At 68.5% G+C, this 15,309-nt stretch carries 10 protein-coding genes; 5 read left to right on the forward strand and 5 right to left on the reverse strand.

From position 1 onward, the window contains the following. Positions 1 to 799 (forward strand): DUF6119 family protein (locus AB0M35_RS10480; protein WP_363743850.1); only part of this gene is annotated, 799 nt, incomplete at its 5' end. A 199-nt stretch (positions 800 to 998) separates the two neighbouring features. Here the strand turns inward: AB0M35_RS10480 and AB0M35_RS10485 are convergent. The 4 genes from AB0M35_RS10485 to glgX form a co-directional block, all read right to left on the reverse strand. Next, positions 999 to 1,616 (reverse strand): DUF6082 family protein, encoded by a 618-nt coding sequence (locus AB0M35_RS10485; RefSeq protein ID WP_363743852.1) that lies wholly within the window; start codon positions 1,614 to 1,616, stop codon positions 999 to 1,001. 102 nt (positions 1,617 to 1,718) lie between these two features. Continuing rightward, positions 1,719 to 3,440, reverse strand: a complete 1,722-nt coding sequence (gene treZ, locus AB0M35_RS10490; protein ID WP_363743854.1) for a malto-oligosyltrehalose trehalohydrolase — start codon at positions 3,438 to 3,440, stop codon at positions 1,719 to 1,721. 16 nt (positions 3,441 to 3,456) lie between these two features. Continuing rightward, complete coding sequence (treY, locus tag AB0M35_RS10495) at positions 3,457 to 5,742, reverse strand: malto-oligosyltrehalose synthase (protein ID WP_363743856.1); 2,286 nt, start codon at positions 5,740 to 5,742, stop codon at positions 3,457 to 3,459. Position 5,743: 1 nt separating this feature from the next. Next, the gene (gene glgX / locus AB0M35_RS10500; RefSeq protein ID WP_363743858.1) at positions 5,744 to 7,861 is read right to left on the reverse strand and encodes a glycogen debranching protein GlgX; all 2,118 of its coding nucleotides are present in this window, start codon (positions 7,859 to 7,861) and stop codon (positions 5,744 to 5,746) included. 395 nt (positions 7,862 to 8,256) lie between these two features. On the opposite strand from glgX, the gene AB0M35_RS10505 reads away from it, so the two are divergent. From AB0M35_RS10505 to AB0M35_RS10520, 4 genes are all read left to right on the forward strand, one after another. Further along, a complete protein-coding gene (locus AB0M35_RS10505; protein ID WP_363743860.1) occupies positions 8,257 to 9,660 on the forward strand; it encodes a glycosyltransferase family 4 protein in 1,404 nt (467 codons plus the stop codon). A gap of 477 nt (positions 9,661 to 10,137) precedes the next feature. Next, positions 10,138 to 10,794 (forward strand): response regulator transcription factor, encoded by a 657-nt coding sequence (locus tag AB0M35_RS10510; RefSeq protein ID WP_363743862.1) that lies wholly within the window; start codon positions 10,138 to 10,140, stop codon positions 10,792 to 10,794. A 121-nt stretch (positions 10,795 to 10,915) separates the two neighbouring features. Continuing rightward, positions 10,916 to 13,078: a M14 family metallocarboxypeptidase gene (locus AB0M35_RS10515; protein WP_363743864.1), complete on the forward strand. Its 2,163-nt coding sequence runs from the start codon at positions 10,916 to 10,918 to the stop codon at positions 13,076 to 13,078. A gap of 89 nt (positions 13,079 to 13,167) precedes the next feature. Continuing rightward, positions 13,168 to 13,836 (forward strand): fasciclin domain-containing protein, encoded by a 669-nt coding sequence (locus AB0M35_RS10520; protein WP_363743866.1) that lies wholly within the window; start codon positions 13,168 to 13,170, stop codon positions 13,834 to 13,836. A gap of 138 nt (positions 13,837 to 13,974) precedes the next feature. Here AB0M35_RS10520 and AB0M35_RS10525 read toward each other — a convergent pair whose 3' ends face one another. Continuing rightward, complete coding sequence (locus AB0M35_RS10525; RefSeq protein ID WP_363743868.1) at positions 13,975 to 15,258, reverse strand: citrate synthase; 1,284 nt, start codon at positions 15,256 to 15,258, stop codon at positions 13,975 to 13,977. Positions 15,259 to 15,309 lie beyond the last annotated feature (51 nt).

Genomic DNA, 15,309 nt, shown 5'->3' on the forward strand with positions numbered 1-15,309 from the left:
ACCGACGCTTACGAGGCACGCCGAAGGTAACCAGGCATCCACGGTCATCAGCCGCACACCGAGTCCGACGCGCCCCTTCTCAAACACTCACTCAGACTGGAACGCTCCAGACCCTATGAGCTCGTTGCGGGTGCTTGCATTCTTCGACGGGTTGAAGAGCCCACGTAAAACGTCCTTACTGCCGTACGTTGTGGCCGAAGTCGAGCTAGACGGAGTGTTATATGCGCCCTGCGCCGGCGTTTGGTACCAGATCGACAGCGACCATCTGTCGAACCTAAACGACAGGGTCCGCCGCATCCCTAACCTGACCGACAAATTGCGGCTGCAGCCATGGAAAATCGGCGAAAACGAGGGAACCTACAACAGTAACGCCCTTTCAGGGCAACTTGAGCATGTAGTACTCGACAAAAAACTCTTCTACAGCTCGGGTGGGCGAAACCTAAAGGTAGAAGTTTGCGACCTACTCACCCGCAACAGGGAACTCATTTGCGTGAAGAAGATGAAGGATTCCGCGAACCTCTCCCACCTGTTTGCTCAAGGATCTGTCTCGGCACGCCTATTTAGCCACAATCAAGATTATCGCAAGGCTGCCGTCCAGCAACTGAGTCAAATAGTTCCCAATGCATCTGCTGGGCGCTATGACGAATGGACTGTGGTTTTCGCTATAGCGACCGACAGGCTTGGAGATCTCGCAGACTCAATGTTTTTCTTCAGCAAAATCAACCTTGATCTTGCAATTCATGCCATCCATGGAGCCGGGCTGCGGGCGGCGATAGCAAAGATCGACCTCATCAATTGAAGCGGCTGGCAAATGGATTGTCGGGGTTAAGCTCCGGCGCGTGGGCGAGTTGCCGAACAGCCTCGCAACTGATGACGCGTTCCCAATTCGAGCCGTCGGCCAACGGCGACAGGTGCGGTCTGGTTGACCGCTTTAGGCCACAGCGCAGCGGCGCGGCAGCGCCTTAGTTTGTGTTCCCTCGCCGCATTTCAGCCATCATTCATTCATCAGCAAGATTCTGGCCACCTGGATTTGCATGCCCTTCAACCTTACGGAGTTCCTGGTTTGCAAGCTCGATGAACACACGGTCGCGTTTCCCATCCTGAGTTGACCAGGCAGAACCGTATTGATTCCACCACCTCTGAGCAACTGGATTGCGGAACAGGTCGGCGAAGGCCAAGCGCAGTCGAAACTCATCCATCTCCCCGATCTCCCACAGAAGGCGCCAATGGCCCACCCACAGGTTGATATGGAGCAACTTCGGCAGCGTTTTGGGATCAATTAATCCGTCGCCCACTAGATAAGAAATCTCTGGTCTATCGATAGCCATCTTGACTAGCTCGAAATGCCGCTCTCGCGCTGCGACCGCGTACGACATCAGGTTTAGGCGCCATTGAAGAAAAAGAGACACGACGATACCCGCGAGAGCGAGTGCAGAGAGCAGAGCAGAAGCCGCGCCGTAGGCCTGCCCCACGTTGGAGAGTTCAACCCAGCCGGACCGCCCACCCAGCGCAAGGTTTATGAAGAATGGAGAAAAAATAACGATCGTGATGATCGATACAACGAGCGTCGTAATCACCAACAAGGCCGTCTTCCGGTTCCTTAGCCAGTAGGCCATTGCGCAACTCCATCCGAGTCGGCACCGCTCGACTCATCGTCACACAAGGCCGCAATAGCAAACCCAGCAGGTCGTTCCGCAGATCCAACACCATAGGGGCGATCACAGCGCCACGATGGCTGCTGTCTCGGCTGGTAATTCGATGCGGTCGCGGGTCACCGTGACGCCCTCCCCCGTCGCCAGCAGCACCCGTCGCGCCACCCCCGGCAACGTCACCCGCTGCGGCTTGTCGGCGAGGTTGGCCGCCACCAGGCAGCCACCCCGCCGCATCACCAGGAACCGGTCCCCGTGCCGCACCTCGACGGCGAACAGGTGCGGATCCGACAACTCCGGCCGCGACTTCCGCAACGCGATCAACCGCCGATAGAACTCGTACATCGTCCGGTGTTCGGGTTTGTCCAGCTCGGCCCAGTCCAACCGGGACCGTACGAACGTCTGCCGGTCCTGCGGGTCCGGCACCGCCTCGGCGGACCAGCCGTGGGTGGCGAACTCCTGACGACGGCCCAACACCACGGCAGCGGCCAACTCGGGTTCCGGGTGCGACGTGAAGTACTGCCAGGGTGTCGAGGCAGCCCATTCCTCCCCCATGAAGATCATCGGGGTGAAGGGCGAGGCCATCAGCAGCACCGCCCCCACCCGCAACAGCCCAGGTGACAGCGAGGCCGCGAGGCGATCACCAACCGCGCGGTTGCCGATCTGGTCGTGGTTCTGCAGGTACGCCACGAAGCGGTGCCCGGGGGTACGCGGGTCGACGGGCCTGCCGTGTTGGCGGTTGCGGAAGCTGGACCAGGTGCCGGTGTGGAAGAAGGCGCCGGTCAGCACCTCGGCGAGGCATTCCATGGTGCCGAAGTCGCCGTAGTAGCCCTGCCGTTCGCCGGTCAGCAGGGTGTGCAGGGCGTGGTGGGCGTCGTCGTTCCACTGGGCCTGCAGGCCGTAGCCGCCGGCCTCGCGTGGGCTGATCAGCCGGGGGTCGTTGAGGTCGGATTCGGCGATCAGCGACAGCGGGCGACCCAGGTGCACCGACAGACTCTCGACCTCGACGGCGATCTCCTCCAGCAGGTGCACCGCGCGGGTGTCGGGCATGGCGTGCACGGCGTCCAGGCGCAGCCCGTCGACGTGGTAGTCGCGCAGCCACATGAGCACGCTGTCGAGGATGAAGCGGCGTACCCCGTCGGAGTGCGGGCCGTCGAGGTTGACGGCCTGTCCCCAGGGGGTGGTGCGGTCGCTGAGGTACGGCGCGAAGCGCGGCGCGTAGGCCCCGGAGGGCCCGAAATGGTTGTAGACGACGTCGAGGATCACCCCCAGACCTTTGGCGTGGGCGGCGTCGACCAGCCGTTTCAGCCCGTCCGGGCCGCCGTACGGTTCGTGCGGGGCGAACCAGCAGACACCGTCGTACCCCCAGTTGTGTTCGCCGTTGAAGGCGTTGACCGGCAGCAGCTCGATCATGTCGACGCCGAGGTCGACCAGGTGGTCGAGCTTGTCGATCGCGGCGTCGAAGGTGCCTTCGGGGGTGAAGGTGCCGACGTGCAGTTCGTAGAGGATGCTGCCGGGCAGTTGCCGGCCGGTCCAGGCGCCGTCGGTCCAGGCGAAGGCCGAGTGGTCGTAGACGCGGCTGACGCCGTGCACGCCGAACGGCTGCCACTGCGACCGGGGGTCGGGTAGCGCCTGGTCGTCGTCGTTCAGCAGGAACGCGTAGTCGCCGTCGGCGTCGGGGACTTCGACGCGCCACCAGCCGCCCCGGCCGGCGTGCATTTCGTGGTCGGCGTCGGGCAGGCGCAGCCGTACCCGTTTCGCCTCGGGCGCCCAGACCGTGAATTCGGACATGACGCAGCCTCCCGGGTCAGGTGGTGGGCACCAGCAGAGCGACGGGATATGTGGCCAACAGGTCCGCGAGCCGGACCAGTCCATCACTGTAGACCTGACCGGTGAACAGGCACGACATCTGATTAACGGGCAATGACATGCTGGTGTCGCGCCAGCCGCCCTCGGCGGTCAGCCGCAGCGGCAGGCGGGTGGCCACGGCGATGGCGCCACCCCGGTCGAAGGCGACGGCGTGTCGGGCGGCCGGGCCGTGCGCGAGCACCGGCTGGTAGTCGCCGAACAGCTCCGGACGGTCCCGGCGGGCCCGCAGGGTGCGGGACACCACCAGCAGCTTGGCCGCGCCGGTCTCGTCCACCGCCGGCTGCCAGCCAGCGTCGAGCCGGGCCAGCAGTTCCCGGCGTACGCCGAAGTCGACCGGGCGGCGGTTGTCCGGGTCGACCAGGGAGTTGTCCCACAGCTCGGTGCCCTGGTAGGTGTCGGGCACGCCGGGCATGGCGAGTTGGATCAGCTTCTGGCCGAGCGAGTTGGACCAGCCGGCCGGGGTGATCTCGGTGGCGAAGGCGGCCAGTTCGCGGCTGACCGCCGGGTCGTCGTACATGGCGTCGACCAGGGCGTGCATGGCCTGCTCGAAGGCCGGGTCGGGGGCGGTCCAACTGGTCGAGGCCGCGGCCTCCCGGGCGGCCTTCTCGGCGTACGCGTGCAGGCGCTCGCGTTCGACGGGCCAGGCGCCGACGGCGGTCTGCCACAGCAGGTGGGCCAGGGCGGCGTCGGGCAGCGGCACGGCCGCCATCCAGCCGGTCACCAGCTGCGCCCAGCGCTGCGGCAGCTCGGCGAGGACGGCGAGGCGGGCGCGGACGTCCTCGCCGCGTTTGGTGTCGTGGGTCGACAGGGTGGTCATGCTGTTCGGCCAGCGGTCGTGGCGGGCGGCGGCGAAGCGGTGGAAGCGGCCTGGCAGGGTGCCGAAGTGGGTGGGGCTGCCCCCGACCTCGTTGAGGGCCACGAACCGGCTCCACCGGTAGTAGGCGGTGTCCTCCACGCCCTTGGCCATCACCGCGCCGGTGAACTGTGGGAAGCGGCGGGCCAGTTCGTCGTCGGGGTCGCGCAGCCGCCGGGTGATCGCGTCCAGCGCGCCGGTCAGGTCGGTGCGTCGGCGGCCGGCTTCGGCGCGGGCGTTGGCCAGGTGGCGTACCCCGTCGGGCGGGTAGCCGCGGTAGACCGGGAACGCGGCGGCCAACTCGGCCAGGGCGGCGCGGGCGGCGTCGGCGTCCACCTCGGGGGCGAGGGCGGCCAGTCGGGTCAACTCGGCGGCGAGCAGTCGGGTGGCGGCACCGAGTTTGGTGTCGTGGGTCAGGTCGGCCCAGGAGGTGGCTCGGCCGGTCAGCCGGGTGTCCAGGGCGGTGAAGTCGGCTTCGGCGTCACCGTCGACGAAGAGTCCGCAGACCGCCGCGAGGGCGTCGTAACCGGTGGTGCCGTCGACCGGCCAGCCGGGCAGTTCCTCGCCGTACTCCAGGATCTTCTCCACGACCAGCCACGCGTCGGGCGCGGCGTCGCGCAACCGGGCCAGGTAGCCGGCCGGGTCGCGCAGCCCGTCGGGGTGGTCGACCCGGATGCCGTCGACCTCGCCGGCCGCCGCCCAGGCCAGGATCAGCTCGTGGGTGGCGGCGAACACCGCCGGATCCTCCACCCGCAGCCCGGCCAGGCTGGAAACGGCGAAGAACCGACGGTACGTCAGCTCGGCGTCGCCGCGCCGCCAGCAGACCAACTCGTAGTGCTGCCGGTCGTGCACCTCGCGGGGGCTGCCGTCGCCGGTGCCGTCGGCGATCGGGAAGCGGTGCTCGTGGTAGCGCAGTTCCCCGTCGACGATGGCTAGGTCGTCCAGCGCGTCGGGGCTCTCGGCGAGCACCGGCAGCAGCAGTCGGCCCCGTTCCCAGTCGATGTCGAACCAGTCCGCGTACGCCGAGTCTCGCCCCCGGCGCAGCACGTCCCACCAGGCCGGGTTGGCGGCCGGTACGGCGACCCCGGCGTGGTTGGGCACGATGTCCGCGACCAGCCCGAGGCCGACCGACCGCAGCGCCCGCAGCAGCCGTTGCCGGGCGGGTTCGCCGCCGAGTTCGGGGTTGACCTGACGGTGGTCGACCACGTCGTAGCCGTGCGCGCTGCCCGGGGCGGCGGCCAGCAGCGGCGCGCTGTACAGATGGGTGACGCCGAGGTCGGCGAGGTAGCCGGCGAGGCCGGCGGTGGCGTCCAGGTCGAAGTCGGGGCGCACCTGCACCCGGTAGGTGGCGCCGAGGGGCTTCGCGGTCATCTCAGGCGCCCCTCTCCAGCACCACCAGGGACCGGTCCGGTACGCAGAGCGTGCCGCCGGCCTCGACGGTGGTGCCCTTGTCCTGGTCAGGTTCGGCGGTGCTGACGACCAACTCCCAGCGCTGGCCGAACTCGACCGGTGGTGGACTGAAATCCAGTGGGGCGTCGTGGGCGTTGAAGCAGAGCCAGAAGGACGCGTCGTGGTGGCGCTGGCCGTACTGGCCGCGTTCGCGGATGCCGTCGCCGTTGACGAACAGCGCCACCGAGCGGCCGAAGTCGTTGCCCCAGTCCTCGCCGGTCATCTCCCGCCCGTCGGGGGTGTACCAGGCCAGGTCGGGCAGGGGTTCGTCGGCTCCCCGGCCGCGGACCGGCAGGCCGGTGAAGAAGCGGCGGCGCTGGAACACCTGGTGCTGGCGGCGGAAGGCGACCAGTCGGCGGGTGAAGTCGAGCAGGTCGTGATCGACGTTGTCCCAGTCGACCCAGGCCAGTTCGCTGTCCTGGCAGTAGGCGTTGTTGTTGCCGCGCTGGGTACGGCCCAACTCGTCGCCGTGGCCGATCATCGGTACGCCCTGGGACAGCAGCAGGGTGGCGATGAAGTTGCGCCGCTGCTTCGCGCGCAGGGCCAGCACGCCGGGGTCGTCGGTGTCACCCTCGACACCGCAGTTCCAGGACCGGTTGTGGCTCTCCCCGTCCCGGTTGTCCTCGCCGTTGGCCTCGTTGTGCTTGTCGTTGTACGACACCAGGTCGGTGAGGGTGAACCCGTCGTGGCAGGTGACGAAGTTGATGCTGTGGAAGGGGCGGCGGCCGTCGTCCTGGTAAAGGTCGGCGGAGCCGCAGATGCGGGAGGCGAACTCGGCCAGGGTGGCGGGTTCGCCGCGCCAGAAGTCGCGGACGGTGTCGCGGTACTTGCCGTTCCACTCGGTCCACTGCGGCGGGAAGTTGCCCACCTGGTAGCCGCCGGGGCCGACGTCCCACGGCTCGGCGATCAGTTTGACCCGGCCGACCACCGGGTCCTGCTGCACCACCTCGAAGAAGGTGGAGAGCCGGTCCACCTCGTAGAACTCGCGGGCCAGGGTGGCGGCCAGGTCGAAGCGGAAGCCGTCGACGTGCATCTCGGTCACCCAGTACCGCAACGAGTCCATGATCAGTTGCAGGGAGTGCGGGCTGCGGACGTTGAGGCTGTTGCCGGTGCCGGTGTAGTCGACGTAGTGACGTCGGTCTTCCTCGCTGAGCCGGTAGTAGCTGGGGTTGTCGACGCCCTTGAAGCTGAGCGTCGGGCCGAGGTGGTTGCCCTCGGCGGTGTGGTTGTAGACCACGTCGAGGATGACCTCGATGCCGGCGGCGTGCAGCGCCTTGACCATTCCCCGGAACTCCTGCACCTGCTGGCCCAGGTGGCCCAGCGCCGAGTAGCCGTGGTGCGGGGCGAAGAAGCCGATGGTGTTGTAGCCCCAGTAGTTGCGCAGCCCCTCATCGGCCAGGCGGTGGTCGTTGACGAACTGGTGCACCGGCATCAGTTCGATGGCGGTCACGCCGAGCCGGGTCAGGTGCTCGATCATCGGGGGCGAGGCGATGCCGGCGTACGTGCCGCGTAGCTCCTGCGGGATGCCGGGCAGCCGCATGGTCAGGCCGCGTACGTGGGCCTCGTAGATGACCGAGCGGTGGTACGGGATGCGCGGCGGGGCGTCGTTGCCCCAGTCGAAGTACGGGTTCACCACCACCGATTTCGGCATGAACGGCGCCGAGTCGGTCTCGCTCATCCGGTCCGGGTCGCCGAGGGTGTAGTCGTAGACCGCCGGATCCCACCGCACGTCGGAGTCGACCGCCTTGGCGTACGGGTCGATGAGCAGCTTGTGCGGGTTGCAGCGCAGCCCGTTCGCCGGGTCGTACGGGCCGTGCACCCGGTAGCCGTACCGCTGGCCCGGCCCGATCCCCGGGATGTACGCGTGCCAGACGTACGCGTCGACCTCGCGCAGCTCCACCCGGCGCTCATGGCCGACGTCCCACTCGTCGAAGAGGCAGAGCTCGATCCGCTCGGCCACCTCGGAGAAGATCGCGAAGTTGGTGCCCATCCCGTCGTACGTCGCCCCGAGAGGGTATCGCTCGCCCGGCCAGACCTGCATGTCGCTCCTTAGGCAAGAATCATGAGCGCGCCCGCATCATGAGCGCACCTGTCCGGGGGCCCGGCTGATGCGCGCGGGCGTAATGCCCCGCACGATCGGCCACCAATCCATCCGATCGGATGAATGCCTGGTATCCGCCCGACTGACCCCGGCTGAACCCTCGTGGTGCCGTCAGTCACTGTGACCGTCCTCAACGTGCGGAATCGGCCGACATGACGTTTCCTTGTTGCGGGCGAGACGTCCAGCGCCGGTGATCGTGCCGAGCCGCTGGCGTCTGGTCGCTCCTGCCTCGATCCTCGCACCGCCGGACGCGTGCGCGCGTGTCCGAAACCCACCGATGTTCCTTCGCCGTCATCGACGCCGGCGCGTTCCTTCCTGCACGGACGGAGACTGATGTGACGACCCTGCGGATCGGCGGGCGTACCGCCACCGCCCCGGACCGGACCCACCGGCCCACCCTCACCTCGCGAGCCCAGATCCCGGCCCAGTCCGGCCCGGCCAACCCGCCGCGGACACACCGCATCCTGATGCTGTCCTGGGAGTTCCCGCCGGTGCTCGTGGGTGGCCTCGGCCGGCACGTGCACGCCCTGTCGGTGGCCCTGGCCGCCGCCGGACACGAGGTCACCGTCGTCACCCGTCATGCCGAGGGCGCGCCGCTGGAGGAGTACGTCGACGGCGTCCGGGTCGTCCGCGCCGCCGAGGATCCGGTGACCTTCCCGCTGGCCACCGAGAGCCTGCTGGCCTGGACGATGGCGTTCAACCACACGCTCACCCGCGCCGCGCTGCGCGCCGCCTCCACTGGCGGGTACGACGTCATCCACGCCCACGACTGGCTGGTCGCGCACACCGCGATGACTCTGCGCGAACACCTCGACCTGCCGCTGGTCAGCACCATCCACGCCACCGAGGCGGGCCGGCACCAGGGCTGGTTGCCCGACGAGATGAACCGCACCATCCACGGTGTCGAGCAGTGGCTCGGCACCGAGTCGACCCGGGTGGTGGTCTGCTCCGGCTACATGCGCGACGAGGTGACCGGGCTGTTCGGCGTGCCCGCCGGTCGCGTCGACGTGGTGCCCAACGGGGTGGAGCCGCACCGCTGGCGGGTACCGGCCAGCGCCGTCGCGCAGGCGCGGACCCGGTTCGCCGGGGACGGTCCGCTGGTCACCTTCGCCGGCCGGCTGGTGTACGAGAAGGGCGTGCAACACCTGCTCGCCGGGCTGCCCCGGCTGCGGGAGCGGCACCCGGGGCTGCGCGCGGTGATCGTCGGCGACGGCCCGTACCGGGCCGAGTTGGAGGCCGACGTGCACCGGCTCGGCCTGGCCGACACGGTCAGCCTGCCCGGGTTCCTCGGTGGCACGGATCTGCCGGCGGTGATGGCCGCCTCGGACTGCTTCGCGGTGCCCAGCATCTACGAGCCGTTCGGCATGGTCGCCCTGGAGGGGGCCGCCGCCGGTGCACCACTCGCGGTCGCCGAGACCGGCGGCCTCGCCGAGATCGTCGAGCCGGGCGTCACCGGAGTGACCTTCCGTCCACATGACCCGCAGGCGTTGACCGACGCGGTGCACGGCCTGCTCGCCGATCCCGAGCACGCCCGGACGCTGGCCCGACGCGCTCGCGCGATGGTGCACGAGCGGTACGGCTGGGCGGCCATCGCCAGCCGCACCGCGTCCGCGTACGCCTCGGCGATCGCGCAGGCTCCGACGGTCGCGGCCGAACGCGCGGCGCAGCAGATGGCGCACGGTCGGCCACGGCCGATGGTGCCGGAGGGCAACCTGCTCGCCGCCGCCGGCCTGCGCTGACCGCCACCGCCGACTGTTCGCGGCTGGCGTCGCGGACGGGGATGTGGCATTGCGTGACCGATACGGTGATCAGCGACTATTCCCCCGCCGCCCCTTTGCTCTGCCTCAACCCACGCAATAGCTCCTGAGCTGGGCGGATCCGGCGGGCGGGAGAAGCAGACGCACTGCTTCCCGCACGGTCGGTGACCGTTGCGTGGGTTGAAGCAGAGCAAAGGGGACAGTGCGGGACGGCCGGGCGGTGGTGCTGATACGGGCGGTGACGACCGTGGGCCGGGTGGCGGTGGATCGGGTCGAGAGATGTCGTTGCATCTGACACGGAGGGTCATCGGCGCCCCACAGTCCGCAGTCTCGGGCCGACGTCAGGGCCGTTCGGGCAGCCGTTTCTAGCGTTACGATCTTGTATCCGCACTGGTCAACGCACGTTCACATCCGACAGACTCGCGTACATCCAACGGGGGCGGGTCGAGGAGGGTGCGGGTGCGGGTGCTCCTGGTGGAAGACGATCTGCGGGTGTCGGCGGGGCTCGCCTCGGCGCTGCGACGACGGGGGCACGAGGTGGTGCAGGCGCTGACGGCGGCCGAGGCGGCCGAGGCCGAGCCGGTCGACCTCATCCTGCTGGACATGAACCTGCCCGATCGTGACGGCCTGGAGGTGTGCCGGCGGTTCCGCCAGCACAACGAGACGGTCGCCATCATCGCGGTGACCGCCCGCGCCGAGGAACACGACCGGGTGGCGGGGCTGCGTGCCGGCGCCGACGACTACGTGGTGAAGCCGTTCTCGATGGTGGAGTTGCAGGCCCGCATCGATGCGGTGATGCGCCGGACCAGCCGTACCGTGCGGTCGATGACCGCCCTTCAGGTCGGTCCGCTGCGCATCGACGTCGACGCCCGCCGCGTCTGGGTCGGCGACCGGGAGGTCGCCCTGTCCCGCAAGGAGTTCGACCTGCTGGTGGCGCTGGCCCGGCAGGCGGGCACCGTGGTGCCCCGGGACCGGTTGCAGCTGGAGGTGTGGCACACGACCTGGGCGACCCGGCACAACCTCGACGTCCACGTCGCGGCGCTGCGCGGCAAGCTGGACGACGCCGGACTGGTGGAAACCGTACGCGGAGTCGGATATCGGTTGCGGGTCGACTGAGTGGCGGATCAGTGTCCGCAACCTCAGATGATCCTCAAGATTCCCAGCTCGGGGCCCCGCGACCGGCGCGCGCCAGGTGTGCTGTTCGACACCCAGCCATCCCTCCTGTTTGGAGATCCTTTTGAGATACAGACGGACAAGGGCCGGTGTCTTCTCCAGCCTGCTCGCCGCCATCCTCGCGGTGACGGCGCTGCCCGCCCAGGCAAACGGCCAGCCGGCCGCTATCGCCCTGCAGACCCAGGCGGAGCCGAACCAGGTTCAGAACATGACGGTCGTCCAGGGTGATGGTTACGCGACCCTGGCCTGGACCCACGTCGACGGGGCCACCGACTACCAGATCGAGCGGACGCCGGTCGCGGAGGATGGCACCGCCACCGGTGCCGGCGTGATCGTCGGCGTCTGGCGGCCGAACCGCCAGATCAACAACGACAAGCCGACCTTCGCCGACGCCGGGTTCGCCCCCGGCGACCGCTTCCAGTGGCGGGTCCGGGCGCGGTTCGGCACCGAGGCGCAGCCGTACTCGGCCGCGGTCACCGCTACCACCAAGCCGCACTGGGGCGACCCGAACATCCCGGGTCAGAACCTGCGTACGCAGTGGGAGCAGACGCTCGGCGCGCAGTACACCAGCGACGTCAACGAGTACGCGTACACCGCGGCCATCGACGAGCTGAGCGACCGGGTGCGCGTGACGGAGATCGGCCGCACGGTCAACAACCGGCCGATCAACATGTTCGTCATCGGCTACCCGAAGCCGCCGGCGACCCCGGAGGCGGTGGCCGCGACGAGCCCGCTGGTCGTCAACTGCAACGTGCACGGCAACGAGCCGGGCGACCGTGAGGCGTGCTTCATCATGGCGCGCCAGCTGGCCTTCACCAGCGACCAGGCCACGCTCTCGCTGCTGTCGAAGACCACCGTGCTGATCGTGCCGACGATCAACGGCGACGGTCGGGCGGCCAACAGCCGGGGCAACTCGACCGGTCAGGACCTCAACCGGGACCACTCGCTGATCCGTCAGCCGGAGACCCAGGCCTTCGCGGAGATGGTCCGCGACTACCGGCCGATCGCCGGCTACGACGGCCACGAGTACGGCAACTCCAACACCGGTGACCTGCCGATGCTGTCGCCGCGGCACGCGAACGTGGCCCAGGGCATCTTCGACGAGTCGCAGGACATGATCGAAGGCCACATGTACACCCAGGGTGCCAAGGACGGCTGGTGGGCCTGCCCGTACGGCTGCACCCCCGGCGCCACGGTCGGTCTGGGTCAGGAGACCATCCTGCGCAACACCCTCGGCCTGAAGAACGTGGTCAACTCCCTGCTGGAGCTGCGCAGCTCCGGCGGCCCCACCCGGCCGAACGAGAGCAACACCGCCAACAACCGTCGGCGCAAGACCTACTCCGGGCTGTGGACGTTCAACCAGTTCTTCCAGTACCACGGCGCGGCCCTCAAGGACCTCAACAAGGCTCGGGCCGACGCGATCAAGTTCCAGTCCGCGAACACCGGACCGATCGTCCTCGAGGGCTCCCGGGAGATCAAGGCGTACCCCGCCCCGCACCCGGGTGAGGCTCCGCCGCCGGTCGACGCTCCGCGCGAGGAGAACATCCTCCAGCACGCGCCGTGCGCGTACAAGCTCACCGAGGAGCAGTACAACGGTGCCCGCACCGACGGTCCGGGCGGCCAGGGCACCACGGTGGCCCAGCGGCTCGCCGCGCACGGCTGGAAGGTCATCAAGACCGCCGACGGGTACATCGTTCCGCTGTCCCAGCCGCAGCGGGGCCTGGTGCCGCTGCTGCTCGACGAGCAGGCCGTCGCCGGCCTGGTCGCCGGCGAGCGGATCATGCCGACCGTGACCGGTACCCGCAAGGGTGCGCTGACGGTCTCCGGTGTCACCTGCATCGCCGACGCCACCGTGCGGGGCGCGATCACGGTGAAGAAGGGTGCCACGCTCATCGCCACCGGCAGCACGATCAACGGTCTGGTCCACGCTGACCGCGCGGCCGGGTTCGTGCTGACCGACAGCAAGGTCAACGCGATGGTCAACGTGCTCAACACCGCCGGCCCGGTCATCATGGTCGGCAACAAGATCAACGGCTCGGTGCTGGTGCACGGCACCAAGGCCAGCGGCCCGGCCAACGTGGCCAACGGCGTCATCGGGGCGCCGCTGGTGGCGGGCAACAACCTCACCGGTCTGCTGACCTGCACCAGCAACGCCGTCACGCCGGTGAACCTGGAGACCCCCAACACCGTTCGGGGCCTCAAGATCGGCCAGTGCGCTCGCCTCTGAGCCGCTGACCGTCAACCGGTAACAGACGTACCGGCAGGCCGGTTCCGCGCCCGGCCTGCCGGTACACCAAGTGCGGAGTGGAGAACACCGTGACCGACGTCTTCCTCGACACCATGAGGCCGACACCACGGCGGGTCAGACTGGTCGGCCCGGCCGCCGGGTTGGCTCTGGCCACGCTGCTGGCGGTCACGGGGTGTTCCGGTGGCAACGCGACGGACGACAACGGGATCACGCCCGTCGCGTTCACCGTCACCGGTCCACTCTGCGCCGAGCTGCCGGCGGGCGCCGAGCCGGGGAACCCGGAATCGCTCGCCGGCATGCCCGCCGACCAGGCCGTGCAGTGGATTCCCGTGCTGACCACCTTCGACGCGGCCGTCCGGGCCACGGGCCTGGCCGGCGAGCTGACCGGGGTGACCGTGTTGGCGCCCACCGACGACGCGTTCGCGGAGAAGTTCTCCCGGACCAACCTCGACGAACTGCTGCTGCACGACACCGACGAGCTGCGTGAGTTGCTGCGCGAGCACCTGGTGACCGGGCCGATGCCGGTCTCCGAGATGGTCGCCGCCGGCACCGTCAAGACCGTCGCCGGGGGCGAACTCGCCGTCAGCGGTCAGGCTTCGGGCGCCCGGTTCGGCAACGAGGCCGAGACGGTGTGCGCCGACTACCAGGCGACCAACACCCGGATCCACGTCATCGACCACGTCCTCGGTTCGCTGCCGACCACCGCCGGCAGCGAGGACGACCACCCGTACCACTGAGCGCCGCGGGGCAAAACCCCCTCCTCGCGGACCACGACGGCCGCCGACCCCGGATCTGGGGACGGCGGCCGTCGTCTCGCCGTTAAGAAGGGGCCCCTCCTATACCGGAGGCGTTAAGAAGGGGCCCTTCCTTACCGATCAGCGCTTTTCGAGCGGGAGGTAGTCGCGCTCGGTGGCGCCGGTGTAGATCTGCCGCGGCCGACCGATCTTGGTCTCCGGGTCGTTGATCATCTCGCGCCACTGGGCGATCCAGCCCGGCAGCCGGCCCAGGGCGAACAGCACGGTGAACATCTTGGTCGGGAAGCCCATGGCCTTGTAAATCAAGCCGGTGTAGAAGTCCACGTTCGGGTAGAGCCGCCGGGAGACGAAGAAGTCGTCGGCGAGGGCGATCTCCTCCAGCTCCATGGCGATGTCCAGCAGCGGGTCGGGCTTGGCCATCCGGCCGAGCACGTCCTGGGCCGCCTTCTTCACGATCGCGGCACGCGGGTCGTAGTTCTTGTAGACCCGGTGGCCGAAGCCCATCAGCTTGACGCCGTCCTGCTTGTCCTTGACCTTGCGGACGAAGGACTGCACGTCACCGCCTTCGGCGGAGATCCGCTCCAGCATCTCCAGCACCGCCTGGTTGGCGCCGCCGTGCAGCGGGCCGAACAGGGCGTTCACGCCGGCGGAGACCGAGGCGAACAGGTTGGCGTTGCTGGAACCCACCAGCCGTACGGTCGAGGTGGAGCAGTTCTGCTCGTGGTCGGCGTGCAGGACGAACAGCATGTCCAGCACCCGGGCCATCACCGGGTCGACCTCGTACGGCTCCGCCGGCACGCCGAACGTCATCCGCAGGAAGTTCTCCACGTAGCCCAGCGAGTTGTCCGGGTACAGCAGCGGCTGCCCGATGGACTTCTTGTAGGCGTACGAGGCGATGGTCGGGACCTTCGCCATCAGCCGCACCGTGGACATCTCCACGTGCTGGGCGTCGAACGGGTCCAGGCTGTCCTGGTAGAAGGTGGAGATGGCGCTCACCGCCGAGGAGAGCACCGCCATCGGGTGCGCGTCCCGGGGGAAGCCGTCGAAGAACCGGCGCATCTCCTCGTGCAGCAGCGAGTGCCGACGGATCCGCTCACTGAACTCGGTCAGCTGCTCGCTGGTCGGCAGCTCACCGTAGATCAGCAGGTAGGAGACCTCCAGGAAGGAGCTCTTCTCGGCCAGCTGCTCGATCGGGTAACCCCGATAACGCAGGATGCCCGCGTCCCCGTCGATGTAGGTGATCGCGGACGAGCAGGCGGCGGTGTTGACGAAACCGGGGTCGTACGTCGTCAGTCCGGTTTCCTTGAGGAGCTTGCCCACACCGATGCCGGCGGGGCCCTCGACCGCGGAATGTACCGGCATCGACAGCTGCCCGCCGGAGTGATCGAGCTTGACTTCCGTCATGTGTTTCCTCGCTTCGCCGGCAGATCTACGTTGAATTGCCTTCGCTTCTAC

The sequence above is a fragment of the Micromonospora sp. NPDC051196 genome (assembly GCF_040682415.1).
GTDB lineage: Bacteria > Actinomycetota > Actinomycetes > Mycobacteriales > Micromonosporaceae > Micromonospora.

Coding starts and splice junctions, on each gene's coding strand:
- AB0M35_RS10485 (WP_363743852.1), bottom strand. CDS start 1,616: ATGGCCTACTGGCTAAGGAACCGGAAGACGGCCTTGTTGGTGATTACG.
- treZ (WP_363743854.1), bottom strand. CDS start 3,440: ATGTCCGAATTCACGGTCTGGGCGCCCGAGGCGAAACGGGTACGGCTG.
- treY (WP_363743856.1), bottom strand. CDS start 5,742: ATGACCGCGAAGCCCCTCGGCGCCACCTACCGGGTGCAGGTGCGCCCC.
- glgX (WP_363743858.1), bottom strand. CDS start 7,861: ATGCAGGTCTGGCCGGGCGAGCGATACCCTCTCGGGGCGACGTACGAC.
- AB0M35_RS10525 (WP_363743868.1), bottom strand. CDS start 15,258: ATGACGGAAGTCAAGCTCGATCACTCCGGCGGGCAGCTGTCGATGCCG.